This is a genomic window from Macrococcus sp. CoH-51_TC_04, from assembly GCF_058188655.1.
The window spans coordinates 116069-138463 of the sequence record NZ_JBVGOY010000004.1 but is presented as its reverse complement, the minus strand read 5'-3'; the positions used below and the strand labels follow the sequence as shown (position 1 = coordinate 138463).

The following is a 22395-nucleotide window of genomic DNA, read 5'->3' as shown; positions in this document are numbered from 1 at the left end:
TGATTACTTTATCCAATTTCATTGTCTAACCACCTTATATAGTCGTTATGGATAATTTTAACATACTGTTGAGGTATTGTAGAATGATATAAGAAAAACCACCTACATTAAGTAAGTGGTTAGATATTTTGATTAATTATATTTTTGGATGTAATAACTCTAATTCCTAAATGAGAGCAAGTATCTTTCAATTCATTTGATAAGTGATTGTAGCCATCTAAAATAAACAAATTTATTTCTACTTCTATATCAATCATGTAATTTTGAATCTCACTTTGCATCATCTCTAAAAAATACAATTGATGTTCATTTTTTGAAACTTCTTTTATTGGTTTAGTTTTGCACTCTATCATATTTATAATTTTGTTAAAATTATAAATATCCACAGACTTAGCAATTTCTCCGCCATTTTCATATTGATAATATGTTTTATCATTATAAAATTCAGCATCCCAAACAAAAGTACTATCAACGATTTCATTTCCTTTGTATTCTTTTTTACTATCAGCATAATATGACAGACAAACACCTTCAGTAAGATGCCCTCTAATATCATTTATTTGCTTATGAGATATACTAATAACTTCATGAGTAAGGTTACCAATACTTCTTTTAAGTGACTTCAACTGTTCAATATCTTTAGTTCCCTTTTGGTTAAATAACATCTCTGTTTGGGAGACTTTTAAGTTAACAAATTCTTTTAAATCCGTTTTTGTCAATTCATTATAGTAATAATTCGAAAATAATTCATTGATTTCTACTAGTAGTGTCACTAAAATAGAATAGATAGTTGCATCATTATTTTTAAAATAATTCAGTACACTAGAAATGTTTTGAATAGATTTTTTAGTTGTTTCAGTTAATCTAAAGTTATTTTTCTTTTCAATATTAATCATCTGAACTAATACTTCTTTTAACATCTATAGTAGGTAGCATTAATTCAAAGCCAGCTTCTCTTAAATTATTATGAATTAAGACTCTTACGAATGGTAATAATAATGGGATAATCAATTTACTCAGTTCATCATTTTTTATATCTTGCGTTAATAAACTTTTAAAGTTCCCTTTGTACCCTACTTTTAATTCATAATAGTCATTTTCTAGTTCTACAAGTATTAGTCCAGAACGAACATTTGATACTTCCTTATTTAGAAGTATTTTATATTGCGGTTCTGGATTTTCAAAATAATCATCTTTAGATTTCTTTTTTATAAAATTGAACAATTCTAGTTCTGTACTTATTAATTCTATATGATATTTTTCTACCATTATGCAGCAACCTCAACATAATCATAATTACCAATAATTTCTTTAATATCTTTTTCTTCTTTAATTTTCGTGATAAAGTCTAACTTAATTTCTAAATTACATAGTAAATTGATAAAAGAAATATATTTATCTTTATTATTAATATCACGTTTTTTTAAAATTTCTAATTCACGATTATTGGTTTTTAATATATTAAGAAGCAAGGGATCACTTAGATTCATAGTTACTTTAAGTAGTACTTCTTGAAGATTGTCCTCAATCCATTCATACTCAGTTGATAAATCTAATTCTGATTTTGTAATATCTAATAATATCAATTCAGTTGAGTTTAAAAAATCGCGTAGAGTACTTTGTTCGATTCTTTCACCATCTTTATTAAATATCTCAAAAACATTAATAATATTTTTATTATTCATATTATTCACCCCAAACTTATAATTCATAGCTTAATACATTATGTAATTATTTTTAGTACTTGTCAACAAGAGTTGTTTATAATATAATAACAAAATTTTGCTATATATCTACTAATTATTCCTTTACGCTATTTAAAATCTTTTAAATTTCATATCGTTTGGCTATCCCTCTATTACTTTATCCAGCAAGCCATTGATATACTTGTTCACTGTTGTATGGCTCATATTAAAGACTTTGCACATCTCGTTGACCGTTCTACCCTGTAACATCATATTGAATACGTGTATCTCTCTATCTGTTCCTAACTGATACACCTTATCCCTCAACATACTCATTCCAGCAACATTACACGCTTGTTCATAGTGCTGTGCTGCATCATCTATGTTATGCTCTGAAACATCATCTATTGTATAAAAATCAGTATCATCAATATCTAGATCATAACCATCTAACTGCTGCATCGGTTGTTGTTGTTGCACCTGTCCTTTATGGTAACCACTTATATGGTTCTTTAATGCTTCACGTTCACACGATACCAAGTTCTGCACCTATCCTATCAAGTATTAATTTCTTATGTCTGTTGATTGTCCTTTTCGATACATGCAGCACATCTTCAATAACATCTATTGGCTCACATTCCCACCACAGCAGCTTAAATAAGTGTTGGCTAGGTACATCCAAAGAGTTATACACTTTAGCAATCGAATTTACTATGTGCCTAACATTATCTATATAATCTCCCTCTGTTCCAGGATGATAATGTAGCCACTCTGCTAATGAATGATACTGCTTTATTCTAAGTTCTATCATTTTATAGTCGTGTTCGGTAAGTGGTTCCCACATCTTCTTTATCCCTCCATTATGGCTAAACAACATATCCTGTATTATTCGCAACTTCTCTTAATACTTTTTCCCTGAATGCTTCGATTGTGAGCTTTCCCCTATTCAATACTTTCTGAATAACATCATCGCTTTCATTTTCCCACCATGATAGCTTGATAAGTTGCTGCTCAAATAATGAAGCATTGTTATATGTTTGCGTTATTCCCTCTACAATAGCTTTCAGACGTTCATATTTAATCTGTGACATATCGGTTGGCTTATCCTTATACTGCTTTACATAGTCATGATACTGTCTCATATACCTTTCAAGTACCTTATAATCTCTTTCATCACAACTTACTTTATACATCATGCTGCATTCTCTCCCTTATCGTCTCTACACTGCTAAAAGTTCTTTATCAGTGCTTAATTTTTGTCTTACCATTTCAACGTGGTTTGCAACGATCGTCGCATTTTCTTTTCTTCTATTCTTATTGCGTTGGTTTCTCTGATACATAGCCATTACATAGAGTTCTTTACATAGTCGTTCAATAAGTTCATCGTTCCTATAGCTGCCATTCGTCACTAGGTAACGTTTAATCTGTTGCTGCTCTTTATGTGTATAACGCTTTGTACAGTGTTCCAGCATCGCTATATCGCCTTTAGACTTCTCTATATATCGCTGTAGGCTTTCTTTCTGTGAGATTATCCATATCACTAGATTCTCAAGTGGGCATCCTATAGTAATATAGCCATGTACATCGCTTGTTGTTGCATGGCTCATATTGAGGTGGTACATCTCGCTAATCTGATAACTCATGAAACCAATTTTTTTCTTGATATATATCGGATTGTATCTTGTAAGTAGTTCAAATTCAGTTAGCTTGTCATGTTTTATATATGAAAACACTGTTTTACACTTGATAATCTTCATTAATGCACCTCGTTTTCAAGTTTGAAATATTTCGTTTTGGGAATTTGGTCGTAAAAGAGAGCGATACGTTGTTGTCCTTAAAAAAGTGGGTAGGGGTTTATTGATGCCCTCCCCCTAATTGCTTAAAGGCTTGATACGATAGAGTTTATCCCCACATATTTCACTTTTATTTTAAACAATCTCAAAAATGTAACTCCGATTCGTTGTTCATTTTTTCTCTCCCCTTAGGTGTTCATTCGACCCCTTACTCTAAAAAATATTTTCCCGTCTTCTTTTATTCCTGCTGCTTTCCTATCCTGCTACTCTGTCGCTTTATTTAACGTTTTAAGGCTTTCTACAACTCGTTTTATTCCTTTGATATTCTTGTTCATATCTCTCTACAACGTTTCCTGTAATGCTTGTATATTGCTTATTTGACTATCTTATACACCTTTATATAGTTGTTTATCATTTGTATCTTAATGTGAATGAATTTTATTTATTATCTTCATTCATTCAATTATTTATTTGATTATTTGTTTAATTATTTTTTATTTAAAATCATTTAATGTTTGTTATCGTTGCAACACTTGTTCATCATTCAACTTCTACATTGTTCATACTTAACATTGTTCATACATTATAGAATCATCTTCAATCATATTTACAAAAAAGAGTTTTTGGAATGTGTGAATGTAAATCGAGATATTCAAGTCCAATCACATCATCACTTGTTACTCATCTTCTTATATCAATCTAATGATCTAATGAATACTTATCGCTTATCAATCATCTATAAGTTGCTCTCACATCTGTATCAAGTAAGTAAACCATGTTATCTCTGTATGCTTCATTCATGAATGCAGTACACTAACATTGTTATATTCAATTGATAAGTTCCAGCAATGATTGAAGTTGTTCTACTCTTGTATTTGTTTATTAAAAAAACCACCAACACAATGTGCTGATGGCTTAATTTTTTTATACCTACGTTAATAAGGGAGGAAAAGCATGTACTAATTTAAACGAACGCTTGTCTGTTTCGTATAGATCTATATCTCTGTATCTACACTAATTATACCTCTTATATCGTTATACTGTCAAACATATGTTCTAATCAAGCCATCAATATAGAACACCTGTTCCACGATTTTTATTTACTGCTGAATGATAATGCGACAATATCAGATAAACCTGTGATGATCTCCTGCTCTTGTGTCACTGCTGAAACGTACACTTGCACTTGCTTCGCTTTAAGTAAGTTGCTTACACCTAATCGCTCAATGCCCTCTGCTTTAATATCAAGTACCATATAATAACCATTGTTATCTTTAATCTTTTCAAATACTGCCGGCTTAACATCAATCGCTTTATTCACATCATTATCTAGCATCAATTTAAAGCTGCTTACCTTTGGTAACTTTTCTAGCATCTTACCCGATAACTCACATTCTTTCTCTACCTGGCTTGCTGTGTTGAAGTCTTTAGTTTCTGATACTTCAATATCAAGATTTCGTGTCATTAATTGAAAAGCGATAAAATTCTTTTCTTCACTTAATTTAGTTTCTACTGCATGTTTAAATGTAATCATATTATTTTAATTCCCCTCTATTTGTTTTAACTTCTTTAAATGCTTGTCCGTTGGCATTGTCTAATTGTTGATATACTTTCCTAGCGATTGCTTCCTCTGTTGTATCGTCCTTTTGATATACTGCACTAGGTGGCAACACACCTCTAAAAATAGTAGTAACGCTGTCGCCATTGATATTACTTTCTACATATTCTTTACGTGATAATCTTCTTCCTGCTTCCACCTTTAGCACTGCAAGTTGTTTATATGCTTCTGTGAGATTGCTGATTGCTTCGTCTACCACTTTCTTTTGTTGCTTGTAATCTGATGTGATTGTATTCACTTCATCATCGTATGCAGCATTGAATTGCTTGTGTTCATCATCTGATACTTTTAGATCATCATGATTAAGTAGATTATCAATTTCTTCAATTCTCTTTAACTTGTCCTGCTTATCTTTAGATAGCTGAATAACTTTTTCATAGTCTCCAGTGCGTTTATAATAATCTTCTTTAACATCAAGTTCTTTTAATTCTCTAATACATGCTTCACGTTCGAGTTGAGTTTTCTTTCTATCTTCTAACTTGCGATATAGTACCTCATTGAATAATTGAATCGTTACCTCTGAATATGCGTTCTCTTTAAATTTACGTTTGATTGTTTTCATGTTTTATTTACCTGCCTTTTGTAATTGGTTTAATAGATTGTTTTTAAGCTGCTGTGCATAGTCATGTGGGTTTGTACCATTAACTATTTGTATGTCGAGTAGTGGCATGTTTGGGTTGTAGTCCGTTGTATCATTAATGTCTTTATGTGCTTCAAGAAAACGCTTTTTAGCTACACGTTCTTTTGCTTCATATCGTAACTCTGCCATGTGTTTATATACCTCTGTAATGGCTTCTAACTGCTTTGTAAGGCTCTCTGCGTGTTTCTGATACTCTGCTTTAATATCTTCAATCTCGCTTGTGTACGCTTCGTTAAATTGCTTTAATTCTGCTTGCGTTACTACTGGTTGTGTTCCTGTTTGCTTATCCAGTGCTAGAAACTCTTTCTCTACTTTAGCTTGTTCCTTATTTAATTCTGATGCCTTTAAAACATCGCCACGCTTTCTGTAATAATCAATTTCAGATGGCAAAGCCTTATATCGTTCTAATAGTTCCTGATGCTTCGTTTCTATTTCCTTTGTGCTTGTAAATCTATTGTGAATGTCGCTGAATATTTCATGTGTGTTCATTTTGATTTCTCCTTTAAACTAAAATTTTAGTGTTCCCTTTCGGGTGGTACGTTGTTCTTACATAGGCTTGTATATCGTCTGTTTCATGTTTATGTCTGAATAATCGTGCATCACTTGATAACACATTGAGTTGAGTGATTATTGTATTGATTGTTAGCATGTCCGATTTGACCACAATCACGCTGCTGCCGATATTCGATTTATTCATCGTGATGTTATAACCTCGTAACCATGCAAAAACAAGTTCCATGTTCAACATGCCCTGCATCTTACATTGACCGTATGAAGATAATCTATAATCACAAGTGATAAAGTCTATCTCTAAAGTTGCATACTTGCCATGTGTACTTGTGATGTGACAAGTCGGGATATTGTTCCTTTCACATGATCCATAATCTTCTCTTGTTGCATGATGCTTTAAAAGTCTGAATGGTTTAATTGGTACTGTCATTGTCTTGTCCTCCCTTATCGAGTTACATATTTGATATATTTTTTAGCTTCCGATAAAACATACCTTATACCTCCACGTGCAATTAACCTGTGACTTTTAAGTTTATCGCTGTTAGGTAAATAAGTTTCTCTCCATGCCATCCACTCATACTTGTTTAATCGTTCCAGGTACACTGTCGATATACGACTAATCGAACAAAAATATATCTCGTCACTGATACCTGTTATTAAGCCAATTCTTTCGGCTCTTTTGTCGTACTAGGTTTCTCTGCTACTTTCATCAACGATTCCCCCTATCTATTAATGTGTGACAGTTTAATAAAGGTACAACAGTACAACATTAGTAATGTAAGGTACAACCTCAATGTTGTACCGTTAAGCCTTACTCTCCCAACGTTTTCAAGAAATAGTACAACGGGTACACCATTTTTTGAAGATACACTTAATATATTTGTATTTTTCTTTTTATCGAAAATTCTTATATATATATTTAAAATAACGTTGTACTTGTTGTACTATCTTGTTTAACCGTTGATATATCAATGATTATCGGTACAACAATTTAAAATATAACGTTGTATCTATGTTGTACTTGTTGTACTATCTTGATAATCATTTTTTATTTCTTTAAAATCAAAACCTAATTCATTGATAGTTGAGTTCCTTATTGCATAAGCTGTGTATCTTCTGCCACTCTGTTTAACCTGCTTTACAGTTCTATTACTATCTGTTACTAAGTAACCTCTTGACTGCCACTCTTTTAACGTTTTCTGTAATTCGATTTCCAACAATGTTTTGAGTGTTTGTGGCATTACTGCAAGGAAGTTATCCTTATAAATTCCGATTATCTCCCCTCTGCCAAACTTCTCGCCAGCATATAGGATGTTATCTCTATGACTATCCATGTATTCTAGTACTGATATAAGTAACTCTTTAGGCTTATCAATAGCCTTATTTTGCTCTAGCATCGACTTGTAGGCTTGTTCTACATACTCGCTATAGTTATGTTCAAAACCTTTAATATCGTTCAATATAGAGCCTGTGAGTTCTAGTAATGCAAAGGCTCGTGATAGTCTTTCAAGCACTTCATTATTATTAGATTTACTATGATACTTTTTACATATATCCTGGTAGTGATCTATATATAATTGCTTGTTGTCTGTAAACTGCTTATAAAATGCAATTCCTAAAGTGCCATAATTTTTAGATATGGCTATATAGAGTTCATTAAATCGTGGCTCTTTAAATGGCTCATCCTCTAGCGTGATTGCTCTAGCACCTGCACCACCTCTGCCACCACTATACTCACTTATGGCATTTTCCCCTGTACTGATTAATATTGATTGCCAACTATTCTCTTTGTTGATGCTGGTAGTGTTCCCTCTGCCTTTATCGTGTCCAACTGAATGGCTATAAATCACATTCTTAATGACATGTGGGTTGCCTGCTCGTGTATCATCTAGCAACAAAGGGAATGAATTATAAAATGATGCTTTACGTTCTATTGCGACTTGTGTCGAATTCCAACTGTTTACAAGTTCACTAGTTCCCCAGCAACTCGCAACAAGCTTTAATATTGTTGTCTTACCTGTTGATGTCTTACCACTTAAATCAAGTATAAATGGCTCTATATCAAGTTCTTTAAGTAACACACTACCTAAAGCACCGTAAAGCGTAACAACTGCTGTAGGCTCATCTCTGATGAGATTAAATACATTCTTTTGATAACTTTCCAATGTTCCTTTGCTTTTAAAAGCATCTGCCATTTTCTGATATGATGCATCCTCGATAAATAGCTTTGTATCATTGTCTTTTGAATTAGGAATGATAAAGTTATTCTTTATGTGTCCGATACGTGTTGATGCTTGTGTTTCTATATATTCATTAGTCGCTTGCATCAATGAAAGAAATAACATGATACTTTTATAGTTGTTATCCGAAACATCTAAACCATAAGTAGATAATTCTAGTAATTCTGCTTTTCTTGTGAGTGTCGTGGCTTTAACTCGCTTATTTATTCGCTTGCCACCGTCATTGAATGAGATCACATAGAAAAGTGCATCGGTTTCAATATCTCTATACTTCCCTTCAATTCTCGGAAAGTTCTTTGCTACATATTCATAGTTCGGTATTTGTTCGCCTGTATCTTTATCTTTCGTAAAACTCTTTATTACAGATAAAGCACCATTACTATTTATGTTAAATTTGTTAGGAATAATCTCTTGCGTGTTTGTTTCCTTTTGTACTTGCATCAGTTCCGATGCTATTTTTTTGAGTTGTTCAGTTTCTGCGATATCAAGCACCTCCCTGTCTGCGTTGTAGTTCTTTAGTGATTATCGATCTAACAGTTCTTTCAAATTCCTTTAGTTGTAAAGGTGGATTGTTGCTGTCATTCCATGTAGTAAGCAAACCAATAACAAGATTTATATCTACATTCTTTCGCATAAGGTGTCCTGTGATGGATGCTAATGCGTTGTTTCTTCCATCTCCCTCTGATAATCCACCATAAGCAATCGTCTGCCAATGGCTATCATCTCGCTTATAAGCATTATTCATATCAGTAGGTATATCTTTATCCATGTATGGCTTTAAGCCACTTATAAGGGTGTCTGTGTCGATATAATAGGTGTCTTGATACTTAAATATAAAATCTGCATTATCTGACTGTTTAACTGCTCGTGCCATACATTGAGACCATGTAAATGATTTTTCATCGACTTTCACACCGAGTTGCTTTTCAAAGAATTTGATAGCTGGCTTGTAATACTTTTTTTCTATCGGTTTACTTAATGGAATGATTAATCTAAAACGTGGCTTATCTACCCTATGACTGAATGTACTGTACAAGATATAAGAGAATGAAAACATATTCTCAATATCCTCTACTATGCTTGTATCTGTCGGTAGATCATCAATATCTAGTGCAAGTGCATGACGATTAAGCACGTTCTCATCATTCCTATGTGTATCTTTCATATCGCCTAATATATAAGCTCCGTTGCTATATTTATCATCCGATACTTTGACATCAGATAAGTATTTAACTAACTCTTTAAATGTAAGTGCTTTGCTTGTTAAAAATGAGTTAGAATAAAGATTTTTGTAGTGATTTACTTTAATATGTGGTATAATTTTTATATTAGAGTTATGACTCAATAGCATTGACTCTCACTTTCATATATAATATACAGTTGAGTAATTTCATTATTACTCGTCTGCTGCTGGTAACGTTGGCTCTTGGTCGGGTTTAACGTTATCGGCTTTTTTTATTTCATCTTGTAACCTCTCTACTGATTTCCACACATCACTGATCACTGTTGAAAGGATAAATAAGTCCTGCGTTTGTTCTTCAGTCATCGTTCTTAACGTAAAGTTTTCCTTAATCCATTGTTGTTCTAATCTATCTTCTGCATCTTCTAAATTGCTAAATACTAAATTATTAAGTGCATCTACCTTTAATTTGAGACTTTTCACATCTACTAATACATCGTTTAAGTTTGTCATTTTATTTTCTCCTCCAATTTGTTTACTTTTGATAACTCATAGACCACTGCAAGCAATAAACCAAAAAATATAATCGTTTGCATCTCAACATGATTTTTTGAAAATGTATCGGCTACACATAAAGCAATAAATGTATATGCGACTGTTTTAATAAGTGCGTTCATCTTCTTTTACCTCCCTATACTGTCATCTCTTCACTAGGAAACAACTCATCTAGTGTAGTATTGAAGTAATCAGCTAACTTTTGGCATTCCGATAATGTAAACTCGGCTTTCTTGCATTCCTTAAGTTGCATGCGACCTGTAGATATACCTAATACTTTTGCAATATCTCCCTGGCTTTTACCTGCTTCCTTTCGGCACACATATAATTTCCAATGCTTCATTTTACTCCTCCTTTGATTTAATTGAATAATATATAATTCATATTATTCATGATTTGATTATTACATACCTGTTTTAAATTTGCAATACTTTGAATTAAATTTAAATCATGCTATTCAAATTTGATTGTTTTTGATACAATTATTCTTAAATGGAGGGATTAACTTTTATGGAAAAACTAAATGAAAATGAAATGATAGAAGTGGGAAAATTACTCAAAAAAATAAGATTATTAAAAAAAGAAACTACAAGTAAAGTAGCAGAACATACAGGTTATTCACAAGGACATGTTAGTGGTATTGAAAATGGTAAAAGAAATATTAAGTCAATCAACTATGTAATTGATGTTTTGAAATTCCTATCCGATAATTATATTGAATTTAATAAATATGCAGATGATATTAATAAAATTTCTAACGGAAAAATTAAGATAGAAACTAAAAATGATAATCAAAAAGAAAATACATTATACGGTGCATTTATGGTAGAAGATTCTCCTAATATTTTTAAATATACAAGTTATAATGGCATAACTTATACCAGCGTTGAAGAATTTCCAATAAATGATTTGAAATTTCATTTTGATGATGTCCTTAATGATAAATATTATAGAAAAATAAAACTTAATGACGATGACAAAAAGTACATTAACAAAATGATTAATGATTATCTGATAAGAAAAGTAGAAATTCAAAAAAGAGAATCAGAATATCATTTAGAACAAGAATTATATGAAGAAGAGAAAATAAAAGAACATATAAATGAATTAAATGTTCTAATAGATAAATTAAATGATCCAACAGAATTAGGTTATTGAGGACTAGCCTATGCATGATCTAAGACTATCTCACAATATCTATAAGGATGATAAACGTAATACCTATTACTTCCGTATTAAGTACTATGATGAGACGGGTAAACGTAAAGAGGTTATGAGAAGTGGCTTTAAGATGCGTAAGGATGCTGTAAAAGAGTGTAACAAGTACATTGATGAATTAGAGGGAATCGGCAAAATAAATAGACTGCCATTTAATGAGTTAGCACAAGAATACCTAGAATGGTACTCTGCAAGACGTAAGGCATCCAGCACAAAGACTTTGAGAACACACCTAAACAATCACTTGCTGCCATACTTTAATAGCGTTGATGTGTTCAATATGGATACTAAAATGATAATGAAGTTTCAGACAAAGAAGTTAAAAGAAGAATTAAGTGGCGAGTACCTAAAGAAGATGCATGTATTCCTGGTACAGATATTAAACCATGCAATTAAATATCATGGACTAGAGAAGAACGTTGCATCTATCGTTGGTAACTTTGAAATAGAATCAAACAAGCGTTTTAATTATTGGACTTTAGAACAATTCAACACATTTATTAGTTATGTATCTAATGCTAGAGAAAAAATGTTCTTCAAGATGCTATTTTATACGGGGGCTCGTAAAGGCGAAATAAGGGCTCTTACGTGGGAAGATATTAATTGGGATGATGAATATATCAGAATAGATAAGACTGATTATAATGGTGTTGTAACGTCTCCAAAGACTAAAGCATCAATAAGAGATGTTTACCTACCGACTCACATAATGGATGATTTAAAAGAGTACCAGGCATGGTATAAAGCCAATCAGATATATAAAGATAATTATGTAGTGTTTGGTAGCTTCTTTAAGTCCATAAGCGATAGCACTATAGATAGATGGCTATATTCTACTTATGATGCGATAGATGATGCTTTAAAAGATGATGATGAGACTTTTGACAGAATAGTAATACATGAGTTTAGGCATAGCCATGCATCATTATTAATTAATCATGGTGCTAGTCCAATGATCGTTGCACAAAGATTAGGGCATAATGGCATAAACGAAGTAACCGAACGATACGGGCATCTGTACCCGTCTACTCAAAAAGATATAATAAACCTGCTGTAGCACTCACATTAAGCGTGAGTGCTTTTTTATGTGCTGGGGGGAAATTGGGGGGATATTGGGGGAACAAAAATAAAAACCCTTTAACCATAAGGCTAAAAGGTTTATGTATGGAGACGGCGGGAGTCGAACCCGCGTCCAAGGATCCTGCAGCTGATACTTCTACGTGTGTAGTCCTGTTATTAAGTTTCGCTATTAACCTGAAAACGGACATCCTGGTTAATAGCTAGCTCGATTAATCTCTTCTGTACAGACCGCAAGCGGAGGTGTACAGCGTATCCTACTTAAGTTGAACCTCTACATCAGGCACATAGGCGATGCTTGAGAGAGGTGCAGAGTGCGATTAGGCAGCTACTGCGAAATTGTTTGTTTTGCCAGTTATTATAAACTGTTGTGTTGATGACGAAGACAACCCTCCGACACGCTATACCAGCCCAAGTGACCCCTGTCGAATCCGTAACGCCCCCGTGGTTAGTATTTTCTAACTAGCATTTTCTAATATAACAAAATTATAAGTGAGTATCAAGAAAAATGATTGCATTGCAGATGGCCCATGTTTTTTATTTATGGGCCATCTTCAGCAGTATACCCTGCTCTTGGCATTCATCTTGGCCCATGTTTTTTATTTATGAGCCATCCTCAGCAGTATACTCTCATCTCAGCATTCATCTTGGCCCATGTTTTTTATTCATGAGCCATCCTCAGCACTATACCCTGTTCTTGGCATTCATCTTGGCCCATGTTTTTTATTTATGAGCCACCCTCAGCACCATACCCTGCTCTCGGCATTCATCTTGGCCCATGTTTTTAATTCATGGGCCATCCTCAGCACTATACCCTGTTCTTGGTATTCATCTTGGCTCATGTTTTTTATTTATGAGCCATCTTCAGCAGCAATCGCTACTTCATCTTAATCTCACACATCAAAATACGACCTGCCACATAAGCAGGTCGTACTTATTCTAATATCTTTCTTTCATTGCACGGTCCATTTCACGTTTCGCTTCTTTTGCTTTTAGGGCATGACGCTTGTCGTAGTCTTTCTTACCTTTCGCTACACCGATCAGCATCTTGCAGTAGCCGTTTTTAATATATAGCTTCAGTGGTACAAGCGTGTAGCCTTGTTCACGAGTCTGTCCAAACAGTTTATCGATCTGTTTTCTTTTCAATAGTAACTTGCGTGTTCTAAGTGGATCATGGTTAAATCGATTACCCTCTTCATAAGGTGCAACGTGCATATTGTAGACATACATTTCACCATTATACACGCGTGCATAGGAATCACGTAAGTTTGCGCTTCCACGTCGAATGGACTTAATTTCTGTTCCTTTAAGTTCGATTCCCGCTTCTATCGTTTCTTCAATCGTATAATCGTGACTCGCTTTTCTATTTTGTGCTAATACTTTTCCGGTTCCTTTAGGCATAACGTCACCTCTACTTCTTCTTTCTACGTCCTGAATTTTTCACCGCTTTCGCTTTATAGAACGGTTTCTTATTTTTATGCTTCTTACTCATTTCTGTGCCACGCGCTTTACCGCGTCCTTTTTTTTGCGGTTTTTCATCAGATGATTTTGTGTTCCTTTTCGCTTTAATTTTCACTTCGCGAATCTTATCTTCAATCTTCTTCATATCCATACCAACAATCGCAAAGTCAATCATGCGTTCATCAACGTTGACATTCACAACTTTTACGCGCACTTTCTGACCGATTCTGTATACTTTACCGTGACGTTCACCAATCATCGCCATATGACGTTCATCAAAGTTATAGTAATCGTCTGTCATGTTTGAATTATGAACCATACCTTCGATTGTATTCTCAAGTTCAACGAACATACCGAAGTTTGCAACACTGCTGATAATCCCGTCAAATTCTTCACCGATATGCTGCACCATGTATTCCGCCTTCTTCAGATCATCTGTATCACGTTCGGCATCGATGGCACGGCGTTCTCGTTTAGAAGTATGCTCACTAATCTCGATCAATGCTTCTGCCCAGAAATCCTGTGCTTTATCGTCCATAGATTTCTCGAACAAATATTTACGAATCAGTCTGTGCACGATTAAATCTGGATAACGTCGTATCGGGGATGTGAAGTGCGTATAATATTCAGCTGATAATCCAAAGTGACCTAAGTTTTCTTCTGAATACTTCGCCTGTTGCATCGAGCGCAGCATAAGTGTCGAGATAACGAGTTCTTCAGGTTTACCATGAATTTCGTTACCGATATTCTGCAACGTTTTCGGATGAATATTCTCTGTGCCACCCTTAACTAATATACCGAAGTTTGTAATAAACTCAAAGAAACGTTTCAGGCGATCCGCTTTCGGTTCTTCATGTACGCGATAGATGAACGGTACTTTCATCTTTGCAAAGTGTTCTGCAACTGTTTCATTTGCTGCAAGCATAAAGGATTCAATCAAGCGCTCACCGAGCCCTCTATCTCTTATCACTACTTCTCTAGGAACGCCGTCTTCATCTACTAATATCTTTGCTTCTTTTAAATCGAAATCAATCTCTCCACGTGCTTCGCGCATACGTTTAAGAATCGCTGCTAAATCTTTGGCGTGTAATAGTAGTTCATGAATATGTGCATATTTATTGATTAAAGCTGCATCCTTATCCTCTAATATTGCATTCACGTCATCATAAGTCATACGTTCGTCCGAATGTATCACACTTTCATAGATCTTATGATTTACAGTATGTCCATTTGGTGTGATTTCCATCTCACAGCTTAATGTTAAACGGTCTGCGTGTGGATTAAGTGAACAAATACCATTGCTGAGTCGATGTGGTATCATCGGAATTACGCGGTCCACTAGATACACACTTGTGCCACGTTCATATGCATCTGCATCAAGACTAGATCCTTCTGTTACATAGTGGCTGACATCAGCAATAGAGACGATTAAACGGTAGTTCCCATTATCCAGCTTATCAACGCTGATTGCATCATCTAAGTCCTTTGCGTCAGCTCCATCAATTGTAATCGTCAGAACGTCACGTAAATCCGTTCTTCCTGTGATTTCTGAGGGATTGATTTCATCTGGTACATTATTAGCTTCTTCAATCGTCGCTGGATTGAATTCAATATTAATCCCATGTTGATAAATTATCGATAATATATCAACGCCTGGATCATTTTTATGACCAAGAATGGCTTTTACCATACCTTCAGGATTATTCGTACCATCAGCATACTGCGTAAGTTCTACGAGTACTTTATGACCTTCAACTGCCCCTAAATTTTTACCTTTTGGAATAAAGATATCTTGTGTAATTCTTGAGTCGTCGGGTAATACAAAACCGAAATGTTTCGCTTCAGTATAAGTACCGACAACTTGAGTAATTGCACGCTTTTCAATTGCCTTTACTTCACCTTCATTACGACCATCTCGCGCCTTTGATACGCTCACGAGTACCGTATCTCCATCCATAGCACGATTAATCTTATTCGGTGGAATAAATACATCATCTACTGTTTCGTCCTCTGCTCTTACGAATGCAAAACCTTTCTTATGCTGACTCAGCGTTCCTTTTACGAGTGCTTTACTACCATCAAATGCAATGTAGTACTTATCGTTTTTCGTGCGACTCAATTTTCCTGTTTGTTCTAAATGTACAAGCGTTTTAACTAAATCTTTAAATGCATCTGCACTCTCAAGATTTAGATGCGCTTCTATTGCTTCTATCGTAACTGCACTACCCTTTAATGATTTTAAATATGCAATTACTTCATGTTCATACAGATGCATATAATTCCTCCTTTAATTTGACCAGTCTAATTGTTCTAAAAACTGATGATAATCTTCAAATAACTGTTCTTTTTCTTTATCTATTGTTATAACGTGACCACTTTGTTCATACCAATGCATTTCTTTGTCATCGCTTTCTGCTTCATTATAGATGATGTTCGCTGAATCTGGATTAATCATCGTATCTAGTCTACCTTGAGCTACAAACAGTGGTGCGTATACATTATCTACTGTATCTCGGACATCTTGAATCGTCATTTGTAAATCTACAAGCATATCTGTCGGATGGAAATTTTCCATTTCCTGATTAATCTGAGTTTCAGGTTTACCTTCACGCTTCTTAAATTCACGCGCATATGCCAGGACACCTTCATACATATTGCCAGTTGTCTTAATATACATCGGACTGCACATTGTAGCTACACTTAACACATCACGATATTGCGCCAGCTTCAAAGCGAAGACACCACCAAGCGATAGTCCTGCTACTGCAATTTCATTATACCCTTTTTCAACTAAGAAATCATAAGCTTCTAGGACTTGGCTCCACCATACGTGGGGACTAGATGCAAGCAGTTCTTCCGGGGGTACCCCGTGACCTTCATAGTGCGGTGCATAACTTGTATAACCTTTTTTCTGCAGGAATCTTCCAAGTTGTCTCACATCTGATGAATTCCCTGTAAACCCATGTAATAATAGAACTGCTCTTTTTCCCTCTTCAAAAAAGAACGGTTCTGGTAATCTTATTTTCATAATACATTCTCCTTTTAATAACCTCATCTACTATTGTAAGTTTTTTAGGAACAGATTTAAAATAAAAAAGCCCGAACGCGATTGTCCGGACCTGTTTTAAATATTAAAGTAACCAATAGCAATAGTAATTAAGAACAATAATACCGATGCAACAATTGTGATTCTATTTAATATTAATTCTACACCACGTTGTTTTTGTTTACCGAAAAGTGTCTCAGCACCGCCGCTGATTGCACCTGATAAACCACTGCTCTTACCTTCTTGTAAAAGTACAACTGTGATTAATACGAAACAATCTATAATTAATAAAACGGTTAATAGCGTATTCATGAGTGGTCCTCCTATATGATAACTTTTAACATTTTACCATATATTCATAAAAAAAGGAAGAGACGTCGTCACGCCTCTCCTTTATAAATATAATTACTTATTTAAGTTGTAGAATGCATTTAAACCTTTAAATTTTGCAGTTTCAAATAATTCATCTTCAATACGTAACAATTGATTGTATTTCGCAATACGGTCAGTACGTGATAATGAACCTGTTTTAATTTGTCCAGCGTTTGTTGCAACTGCGATATCCGCAATTGTAGTATCTTCAGTTTCACCAGAACGGTGTGAAACAACTGCAGTGTACCCAGCTTTTTGAGCCATTTCGATTGCTTCGAATGTTTCAGTTAAAGTACCGATTTGGTTCACTTTAATTAAGATTGAGTTACCAACGCCTTCGTTAATACCACGTTCTAAAATCTTAGTGTTCGTAACGAATAAATCATCACCAACAAGTTGTACCTTATTGCCTAAACGATCTGTTAATGCTTTCCAGCCTTCCCAGTCATTTTCATCCATACCATCTTCAATTGTGATGATTGGATATTTGTTTACTAATTCTTCTAAATAATCTACTTGTTCAGCAGAAGTACGTTTTTTACCGTTTTCACCTTCAAATTTAGCGTAGTCATATACACCGTTTTCGAAGAACTCAGAAGCAGCACAGTCAAATCCTAAGAATACATCTTTACCTGGCTCAAGTCCTGCAGCTTTAATCGCTTCTAAAATTGTTTCAACAGCATCTTCAGTACCTTCAAATGTCGGTGCGAATCCACCTTCATCACCTACAGCAGTAGATAAATTACGGCCTTTTAAGATTTTCGCTAAGTTGTGGAAAATTTCAGCGCCCCAGCGTAATGCTTCTTTGAAGTTTGGTGCTCCTACTGGTAATACCATGAACTCCTGGAATGCGATCGGTGCATCTGAGTGAGAACCACCGTTAACGATGTTCATCATCGGAACTGGTAATTCAGTACCGTTAAATCCACCTAGATATTTGTATAAAGGCATACCTAAGTAGTCAGCAGCAGCACGAGCTACAGCGATAGACACACCTAAAATTGCATTGGCACCTAATTTACCTTTGTTATCTGTACCATCTAAAGCAATCATCATTTTGTCGATTGATACTTGATCAAGTACCGAGAAGTCACCTTCAATAATCTCAGGTGCGATAATTTCATTTACGTTTTCTACAGCTTTTAAAACACCTTTACCCATATAACGGTCTTTATCACCATCACGTAGTTCTACTGCTTCGTGTTCACCTGTTGAAGCTCCTGATGGTACTAATGCACGCCCTAGTGCGCCACTTTCAGTAAATACTTCTACCTCAATTGTAGGGTTACCTCTTGAATCTAATACTTCGCGTGCATAAACATCTGTAATAATTGGCATTTATAAAAACTCCTCTCAATTTGTGTTCTTATTTATTATTATTGATTTAATTGAAATAATCAATTATTTGTATTTCATTTTCTGTATCACATTAACCTTTTTGAATCAACGACTCACCAGTCATATCTTCAGGTTGTTCAACACCCAATAAATCGACTAATGTCGGTGCTAGATCAGCTAGACGGCCGCCGTCACGCAACGTAATACCTTCACGCGTCACAATCACAGGTACTGGATTTGTTGTATGTGCTGTCATCGGACTACCATCAAGCTTTACCACTTCATCCGAATTACCGTGATCAGCTGTAATAATCGCTGTCCCTTGCATTTCCAAGATCTTGTCTACTACTGCACCTAGACATTCATCCACCGCTTCAATCGCTTTAATCGTTGGTTCCAGCATGCCAGAATGTCCAACCATATCAGGATTAGCAAAGTTTAAAATAATTAAATCTAAATCGCCTTTATCAAGTTCAGCAAGCAATGCATCGCGTACTTCATATGCACTCATTTCAGGCTGTAAGTCGTAGGTTGCAACTTTCGGTGAATTTATCAACACACGACGTTCGCCTGGAAACTCATCATTACGTCCACCACTCATAAAGTAAGTGACGTGCGGATACTTTTCTGTTTCAGCGATACGCAGTTGTGTCAAGTTGTTACTTGCTGCGACTTCACCGATTGTGTTCACTAAATCTACCTTTTCAAACACAACATCTGCTTTCACTTGATCGTTGTACTTAGTAAATGTTACGAACTTAATCCCGATTAGACGCTTATCCATCTTGAAGCCGTCAAATTCTTCATTCGTATATACTTCTGAAAGCTGTGCTGCACGGTCAGGTCTGAAGTTGAAGAAAATCATCGCATCTCCGTCGTTTACACCCGTGTTCTCTTCTCCTTTTTCGTGGTCTTTAACCACAAACGGAACAACGAACTCATCATTTACACCTTCTGCATAACTTGCTTCTACACCTGCAGCGGCTGAACTATATTCTACACCTTTTCCGTATGTCATAGCATCATATGCTAATTGCTCACGATCCCAGCGTTTGTCTCTATCCATCGCATAGTAACGACCAGAAACAGAAGCAAATTGACCGATACCAATCTCTTCAAACTGCTTTTCAGTTGCCTCGATATACTTAAGCGCTGTCTGCTGACCGACATCGCGACCATCTAAAAACGCATGCACATAAACCTTGTCCACCCCTTGCTCTTTCGCAAGTTTAAGTAACGCAAATAAATGTTCATAGTGACTATGCACGCCACCATCAGAGAGTAATCCCATTAAGTGCAGCACTGTATGATTCTCTTTCACATGCTGCATTGCGTCTAGCAGCACCTGATTCTTAAAGAAGTCACCATCTTCAATCGATTTATTGATACGTGTCAAAGACTGATAGACAACACGGCCTGCTCCAATGTTTAAATGGCCCACTTCAGAATTCCCCATCTGTCCTTCAGGCAATCCTACATCCAATCCACATGCTTTCAGTTCGCTATGTGGATATTGATTGTAGTAACGGTCAAAATTTGGTTTATGTGCTTGAGCGACTGCATTCCCAAATGTTTCTTTACGGTTTGCAAAACCATCTAAAATGATTAAAGCTGTCGGGCTTTTCATTACTTAGCACCTTCTAACAATTGAACAAAAGAATCCACTTCTAACGATGCGCCACCTACTAATGCACCATCGATGTTTTCGTTTGCCATATATTCCTTAATATTACCTGGTTTAACAGATCCGCCGTATTGGATACGCACAGCTGCAGCTGCATCTTTACCGAAGTCTTTTTCCACAACTGAACGCACGAACTTACAGCTTGCTTCAGCATCTTCACTTGTTGCAGATTTACCTGTTCCGATTGCCCAGATAGGTTCATAGGCAATAACAAGCTGTTTCACTTGTTCAGCGTCAAAACCTTTAAGCGCGTTGCTTACTTGAGCACCTACTTTAGCTTCAAACTGACCTGATTCACGTTCTTCGTCTGTTTCACCACAACAAATGATTGGTGTCATCCCATGTTTAAATACAGCCAATGCTTTCTTATTAATATCTTCGTCTGTTTCACTAAAATATTCACGACGTTCAGAATGTCCTAAAACTACATACTGTACACCTAGATCCTTTAATGCTGCTGGAGATGTTTCGCCAGTGAATGCACCGCTATCTTCAAAATAACAATTTTGAGCACCAACCTGTAAGTTTTTAACATCAGCAGAAATAATTGCATCTAATTGAATATGTGGTGCACAGATTACTGCATCAACACCTTCTGCCGGTAACTCTGGTAAGCTTGAAACAAATGCTTTCGCTTCTTTTACCGTTTTGTTCATTTTCCAGTTTCCTGCGATAATTGGTTTTCTCATTTATAAAAACTCCTTTTTATTTGTCAGAAATTGATTTAATACCTGGCAGTTCTTTACCTTCTAAGTACTCTAACGAAGCGCCGCCGCCTGTTGAGATATGCGTGAACTTATCTGCGAATCCAAGGTCCATTGCTGCTGCTGCTGAATCTCCACCGCCGATAATTGTAGTCGCGTCTTTCAGTTCAGCAATTGCTTTACATACTCCTACGGTACCTTTCGCAAAATTACTCATTTCGAATACACCCATCGGTCCGTTCCATACGACAGTTTTAGCGCCTTCAAGTTCTTTGCCAAATAATTCAACTGTTTTAGGACCGATATCTAAAGCTTGTAAATCAGCTGGAATGTGATCGATTGCTACTACTTCGATTTCTCCATCATTTGAGAACTCTTTTGTCACTTTCGCATCAACAGGTAAAACAAGTTTATCTTTACCACGTTCCATTAAATCTTTCGCTAAGTCAATTTTATCTTCCTCTAATAATGAATGACCAATTTCTTTATCTTGCGCTTTTAAGAAAGTGTACGCCATGCCGCCACCGATCAATACTTTATCAGCTACTTCTAATAAGTTCTCGATAACACCGATTTTATCTGATACTTTCGCACCACCTAAAATGGCAACGAAAGGACGTTCTGGTTTTTCAACGACATCACCGATAAACTTAATTTCTTTTTCCATCAAGAATCCTGCAGCAGTATCTATATGTGTCGCAACACCAACGTTCGATGCATGCTCACGGTGGGCAGTACCGAACGCATCATTCACAAATACATCTCCAAGTGATGCCCAATACTTCCCAAGTTGCGCATCGTTCTTACTTTCTTTCTTACCATCAACATCTTCGAAACGTGTGTTTTCGAATAATAATACTTCACCTGATTGTAATGCATTAATTGCTGATTCTAACTTTTCTCCACGTGTTTCAGCTACAAACTGAACATCTTTTTCGAGTAATTCGGATAAACGATTTGCTACAGGTTGAAGTGATAAATTCGCCTTATCTTCTTCGGTTTTCACTTTACCAAGGTGAGAGAATAATATCACTTTCCCGCCTTGCTCGATAATATATTTAATAGTAGGTAATGCTTCAACGATACGATTATCGTTCGTAATGTTCCCATCTTTCATCGGTACATTGAAATCAGCACGCACGAGTACTTTTTTATCTTTTAACTCTAAATCTGAAACAACCTTTTTAACCATGTTATGGCCTCCTAATAATATATTCTTACAATATAATTATACCAAATAACTTATTAAAAAAAGCAGGAGAAGCGAAATCTTC

26 protein-coding genes and 1 other RNA gene are annotated in these 22395 nt (G+C 35.3%); 2 read left to right on the top strand and 25 right to left on the bottom strand.

The features are described from left to right. Positions 1-119 precede the first annotated feature (119 nt). From ACZ2V4_RS05705 to ACZ2V4_RS05630, 16 genes are all read right to left on the bottom strand, one after another. Positions 120-896, bottom strand: coding sequence for a hypothetical protein (locus ACZ2V4_RS05705; protein WP_490514610.1), 777 nt, complete (start codon positions 894-896; stop codon positions 120-122). Next, complete coding sequence (locus tag ACZ2V4_RS05700; RefSeq protein WP_283711595.1) at positions 889-1269, bottom strand: hypothetical protein; 381 nt, start codon at positions 1267-1269, stop codon at positions 889-891. The genes ACZ2V4_RS05705 and ACZ2V4_RS05700 overlap by 8 nt, the downstream gene beginning before the upstream one ends. Continuing rightward, positions 1269-1685, bottom strand: a complete 417-nt coding sequence (locus ACZ2V4_RS05695) for a hypothetical protein (protein ID WP_283711596.1) — start codon at positions 1683-1685, stop codon at positions 1269-1271. The genes ACZ2V4_RS05700 and ACZ2V4_RS05695 overlap by 1 nt, the downstream gene beginning before the upstream one ends. Before the next feature lie 162 nt (positions 1686-1847). Continuing rightward, positions 1848-2225, bottom strand: a complete 378-nt coding sequence (locus ACZ2V4_RS05690) for a LuxR C-terminal-related transcriptional regulator (protein ID WP_490514609.1) — start codon at positions 2223-2225, stop codon at positions 1848-1850. Next, positions 2212-2529 (bottom strand): hypothetical protein, encoded by a 318-nt coding sequence (locus ACZ2V4_RS05685; protein WP_283727819.1) that lies wholly within the window; start codon positions 2527-2529, stop codon positions 2212-2214. The genes ACZ2V4_RS05690 and ACZ2V4_RS05685 overlap by 14 nt, the downstream gene beginning before the upstream one ends. A 22-nt stretch (positions 2530-2551) precedes the next feature. After that, positions 2552-2881 carry a hypothetical protein gene (locus ACZ2V4_RS05680; RefSeq protein WP_101140377.1) on the bottom strand — a complete coding sequence of 110 codons (330 nt, stop codon included), beginning with the start codon at positions 2879-2881 and terminating at the stop codon, positions 2552-2554. 24 nt (positions 2882-2905) lie between these two features. Further along, entirely contained in the window at positions 2906-3442 is a 537-nt protein-coding gene (locus ACZ2V4_RS05675; RefSeq protein WP_103214643.1) for a pathogenicity island protein, read from the bottom strand. Between the two features lie 1132 nt (positions 3443-4574). Continuing rightward, positions 4575-5012, bottom strand: coding sequence for a hypothetical protein (locus ACZ2V4_RS05670; RefSeq protein ID WP_490514608.1), 438 nt, complete (start codon positions 5010-5012; stop codon positions 4575-4577). Between the two features lies 1 nt (position 5013). After that, the gene (locus ACZ2V4_RS05665) at positions 5014-5658 is read right to left on the bottom strand and encodes a hypothetical protein (RefSeq protein WP_490514607.1); all 645 of its coding nucleotides are present in this window, start codon (positions 5656-5658) and stop codon (positions 5014-5016) included. Between the two features lie 3 nt (positions 5659-5661). Next, the gene (locus ACZ2V4_RS05660) at positions 5662-6225 is read right to left on the bottom strand and encodes a hypothetical protein (RefSeq protein ID WP_490514606.1); all 564 of its coding nucleotides are present in this window, start codon (positions 6223-6225) and stop codon (positions 5662-5664) included. 13 nt (positions 6226-6238) lie between these two features. After that, positions 6239-6676, bottom strand: coding sequence for a hypothetical protein (locus ACZ2V4_RS05655; RefSeq protein ID WP_283711604.1), 438 nt, complete (start codon positions 6674-6676; stop codon positions 6239-6241). Positions 6677-7256: 580 nt separating this feature from the next. After that, positions 7257-8978, bottom strand: coding sequence for a DUF927 domain-containing protein (locus tag ACZ2V4_RS05650; protein WP_490514605.1), 1722 nt, complete (start codon positions 8976-8978; stop codon positions 7257-7259). Further along, complete coding sequence (locus ACZ2V4_RS05645) at positions 8971-9837, bottom strand: primase C-terminal domain-containing protein (RefSeq protein WP_490514604.1); 867 nt, start codon at positions 9835-9837, stop codon at positions 8971-8973. Before ACZ2V4_RS05645 ends, ACZ2V4_RS05650 begins: the two co-directional genes overlap by 8 nt. A gap of 45 nt (positions 9838-9882) precedes the next feature. Next, positions 9883-10179 carry a hypothetical protein gene (locus ACZ2V4_RS05640; protein ID WP_490514603.1) on the bottom strand — a complete coding sequence of 99 codons (297 nt, stop codon included), beginning with the start codon at positions 10177-10179 and terminating at the stop codon, positions 9883-9885. Beyond that, complete coding sequence (locus tag ACZ2V4_RS05635) at positions 10176-10343, bottom strand: hypothetical protein (RefSeq protein WP_490514602.1); 168 nt, start codon at positions 10341-10343, stop codon at positions 10176-10178. Before ACZ2V4_RS05635 ends, ACZ2V4_RS05640 begins: the two co-directional genes overlap by 4 nt. Before the next feature lie 14 nt (positions 10344-10357). Next, positions 10358-10564, bottom strand: coding sequence for a helix-turn-helix transcriptional regulator (locus ACZ2V4_RS05630; RefSeq protein WP_283711609.1), 207 nt, complete (start codon positions 10562-10564; stop codon positions 10358-10360). A 167-nt stretch (positions 10565-10731) separates the two neighbouring features. Between ACZ2V4_RS05630 and ACZ2V4_RS05625 the strand changes: the two genes are divergently transcribed. Together ACZ2V4_RS05625 and ACZ2V4_RS05620 are read left to right on the top strand one after the other, a co-directional pair. Beyond that, the gene (locus ACZ2V4_RS05625) at positions 10732-11379 is read left to right on the top strand and encodes a helix-turn-helix domain-containing protein (protein ID WP_490514601.1); all 648 of its coding nucleotides are present in this window, start codon (positions 10732-10734) and stop codon (positions 11377-11379) included. Positions 11380-11389: 10 nt separating this feature from the next. Next, entirely contained in the window at positions 11390-12496 is a 1107-nt protein-coding gene (locus ACZ2V4_RS05620) for a tyrosine-type recombinase/integrase (protein ID WP_490514600.1), read from the top strand. Between the two features lie 105 nt (positions 12497-12601). On the opposite strand, the gene ssrA is transcribed toward ACZ2V4_RS05620, so the two are convergent. The 9 genes from ssrA to ACZ2V4_RS05575 all read right to left on the bottom strand — a co-directional run bounded on the left by ssrA (position 12602) and on the right by ACZ2V4_RS05575 (position 22313). Further along, positions 12602-12960: a transfer-messenger RNA gene (gene ssrA, locus ACZ2V4_RS05615) on the bottom strand. A 495-nt stretch (positions 12961-13455) separates the two neighbouring features. Further along, positions 13456-13917 (bottom strand): SsrA-binding protein SmpB, encoded by a 462-nt coding sequence (smpB, locus tag ACZ2V4_RS05610; protein ID WP_219494125.1) that lies wholly within the window; start codon positions 13915-13917, stop codon positions 13456-13458. Positions 13918-13927: 10 nt separating this feature from the next. After that, positions 13928-16252, bottom strand: a complete 2325-nt coding sequence (rnr, locus tag ACZ2V4_RS05605; RefSeq protein WP_490514599.1) for a ribonuclease R — start codon at positions 16250-16252, stop codon at positions 13928-13930. Between the two features lie 12 nt (positions 16253-16264). Beyond that, a complete protein-coding gene (locus tag ACZ2V4_RS05600) occupies positions 16265-17005 on the bottom strand; it encodes an alpha/beta hydrolase (RefSeq protein WP_219494120.1) in 741 nt (246 codons plus the stop codon). Positions 17006-17101: 96 nt separating this feature from the next. Continuing rightward, a complete protein-coding gene (gene secG, locus ACZ2V4_RS05595; RefSeq protein WP_012656434.1) occupies positions 17102-17335 on the bottom strand; it encodes a preprotein translocase subunit SecG in 234 nt (77 codons plus the stop codon). 93 nt (positions 17336-17428) lie between these two features. Next, complete coding sequence (gene eno, locus ACZ2V4_RS05590) at positions 17429-18733, bottom strand: phosphopyruvate hydratase (protein ID WP_219494118.1); 1305 nt, start codon at positions 18731-18733, stop codon at positions 17429-17431. 91 nt (positions 18734-18824) lie between these two features. Continuing rightward, a complete protein-coding gene (gene gpmI, locus ACZ2V4_RS05585) occupies positions 18825-20360 on the bottom strand; it encodes a 2,3-bisphosphoglycerate-independent phosphoglycerate mutase (RefSeq protein ID WP_420494243.1) in 1536 nt (511 codons plus the stop codon). After that, positions 20360-21106, bottom strand: a complete 747-nt coding sequence (gene tpiA / locus ACZ2V4_RS05580) for a triose-phosphate isomerase (RefSeq protein WP_219494115.1) — start codon at positions 21104-21106, stop codon at positions 20360-20362. The genes gpmI and tpiA overlap by 1 nt, the downstream gene beginning before the upstream one ends. A 16-nt stretch (positions 21107-21122) precedes the next feature. Beyond that, positions 21123-22313 (bottom strand): phosphoglycerate kinase, encoded by a 1191-nt coding sequence (locus tag ACZ2V4_RS05575; RefSeq protein WP_490514598.1) that lies wholly within the window; start codon positions 22311-22313, stop codon positions 21123-21125. Positions 22314-22395: the final 82 nt, after the last annotated feature.

Excerpts from the sequence above, each read along its gene's own strand:
- ACZ2V4_RS05630 (WP_283711609.1), bottom strand. The coding sequence starts at position 10,564 with ATGAAGCATTGGAAATTATATGTGTGCCGAAAGGAAGCAGGTAAAAGC.
- ACZ2V4_RS05620 (WP_490514600.1), top strand. The coding sequence starts at position 11,390 with ATGCATGATCTAAGACTATCTCACAATATCTATAAGGATGATAAACGT.
- ACZ2V4_RS05705 (WP_490514610.1), bottom strand. The coding sequence starts at position 896 with ATGATTAATATTGAAAAGAAAAATAACTTTAGATTAACTGAAACAACT.
- ACZ2V4_RS05635 (WP_490514602.1), bottom strand. The coding sequence starts at position 10,343 with ATGAACGCACTTATTAAAACAGTCGCATATACATTTATTGCTTTATGT.
- tpiA (WP_219494115.1), bottom strand. The coding sequence starts at position 21,106 with ATGAGAAAACCAATTATCGCAGGAAACTGGAAAATGAACAAAACGGTA.
- ACZ2V4_RS05685 (WP_283727819.1), bottom strand. The coding sequence starts at position 2,529 with ATGTGGGAACCACTTACCGAACACGACTATAAAATGATAGAACTTAGA.
- ACZ2V4_RS05700 (WP_283711595.1), bottom strand. The coding sequence starts at position 1,269 with ATGGTAGAAAAATATCATATAGAATTAATAAGTACAGAACTAGAATTG.
- rnr (WP_490514599.1), bottom strand. The coding sequence starts at position 16,252 with ATGCATCTGTATGAACATGAAGTAATTGCATATTTAAAATCATTAAAG.
- smpB (WP_219494125.1), bottom strand. The coding sequence starts at position 13,917 with ATGCCTAAAGGAACCGGAAAAGTATTAGCACAAAATAGAAAAGCGAGT.
- ACZ2V4_RS05625 (WP_490514601.1), top strand. The coding sequence starts at position 10,732 with ATGGAAAAACTAAATGAAAATGAAATGATAGAAGTGGGAAAATTACTC.
- ACZ2V4_RS05665 (WP_490514607.1), bottom strand. The coding sequence starts at position 5,658 with ATGAAAACAATCAAACGTAAATTTAAAGAGAACGCATATTCAGAGGTA.
- ACZ2V4_RS05680 (WP_101140377.1), bottom strand. The coding sequence starts at position 2,881 with ATGATGTATAAAGTAAGTTGTGATGAAAGAGATTATAAGGTACTTGAA.
- ACZ2V4_RS05670 (WP_490514608.1), bottom strand. The coding sequence starts at position 5,012 with ATGATTACATTTAAACATGCAGTAGAAACTAAATTAAGTGAAGAAAAG.
- ACZ2V4_RS05575 (WP_490514598.1), bottom strand. The coding sequence starts at position 22,313 with ATGGTTAAAAAGGTTGTTTCAGATTTAGAGTTAAAAGATAAAAAAGTA.
- ACZ2V4_RS05675 (WP_103214643.1), bottom strand. The coding sequence starts at position 3,442 with ATGAAGATTATCAAGTGTAAAACAGTGTTTTCATATATAAAACATGAC.
- ACZ2V4_RS05660 (WP_490514606.1), bottom strand. The coding sequence starts at position 6,225 with ATGAACACACATGAAATATTCAGCGACATTCACAATAGATTTACAAGC.
- ACZ2V4_RS05655 (WP_283711604.1), bottom strand. The coding sequence starts at position 6,676 with ATGACAGTACCAATTAAACCATTCAGACTTTTAAAGCATCATGCAACA.
- gpmI (WP_420494243.1), bottom strand. The coding sequence starts at position 20,360 with ATGAAAAGCCCGACAGCTTTAATCATTTTAGATGGTTTTGCAAACCGT.
- eno (WP_219494118.1), bottom strand. The coding sequence starts at position 18,733 with ATGCCAATTATTACAGATGTTTATGCACGCGAAGTATTAGATTCAAGA.
- secG (WP_012656434.1), bottom strand. The coding sequence starts at position 17,335 with ATGAATACGCTATTAACCGTTTTATTAATTATAGATTGTTTCGTATTA.
- ACZ2V4_RS05640 (WP_490514603.1), bottom strand. The coding sequence starts at position 10,179 with ATGACAAACTTAAACGATGTATTAGTAGATGTGAAAAGTCTCAAATTA.
- ACZ2V4_RS05695 (WP_283711596.1), bottom strand. The coding sequence starts at position 1,685 with ATGAATAATAAAAATATTATTAATGTTTTTGAGATATTTAATAAAGAT.
- ACZ2V4_RS05645 (WP_490514604.1), bottom strand. The coding sequence starts at position 9,837 with ATGCTATTGAGTCATAACTCTAATATAAAAATTATACCACATATTAAA.
- ACZ2V4_RS05600 (WP_219494120.1), bottom strand. The coding sequence starts at position 17,005 with ATGAAAATAAGATTACCAGAACCGTTCTTTTTTGAAGAGGGAAAAAGA.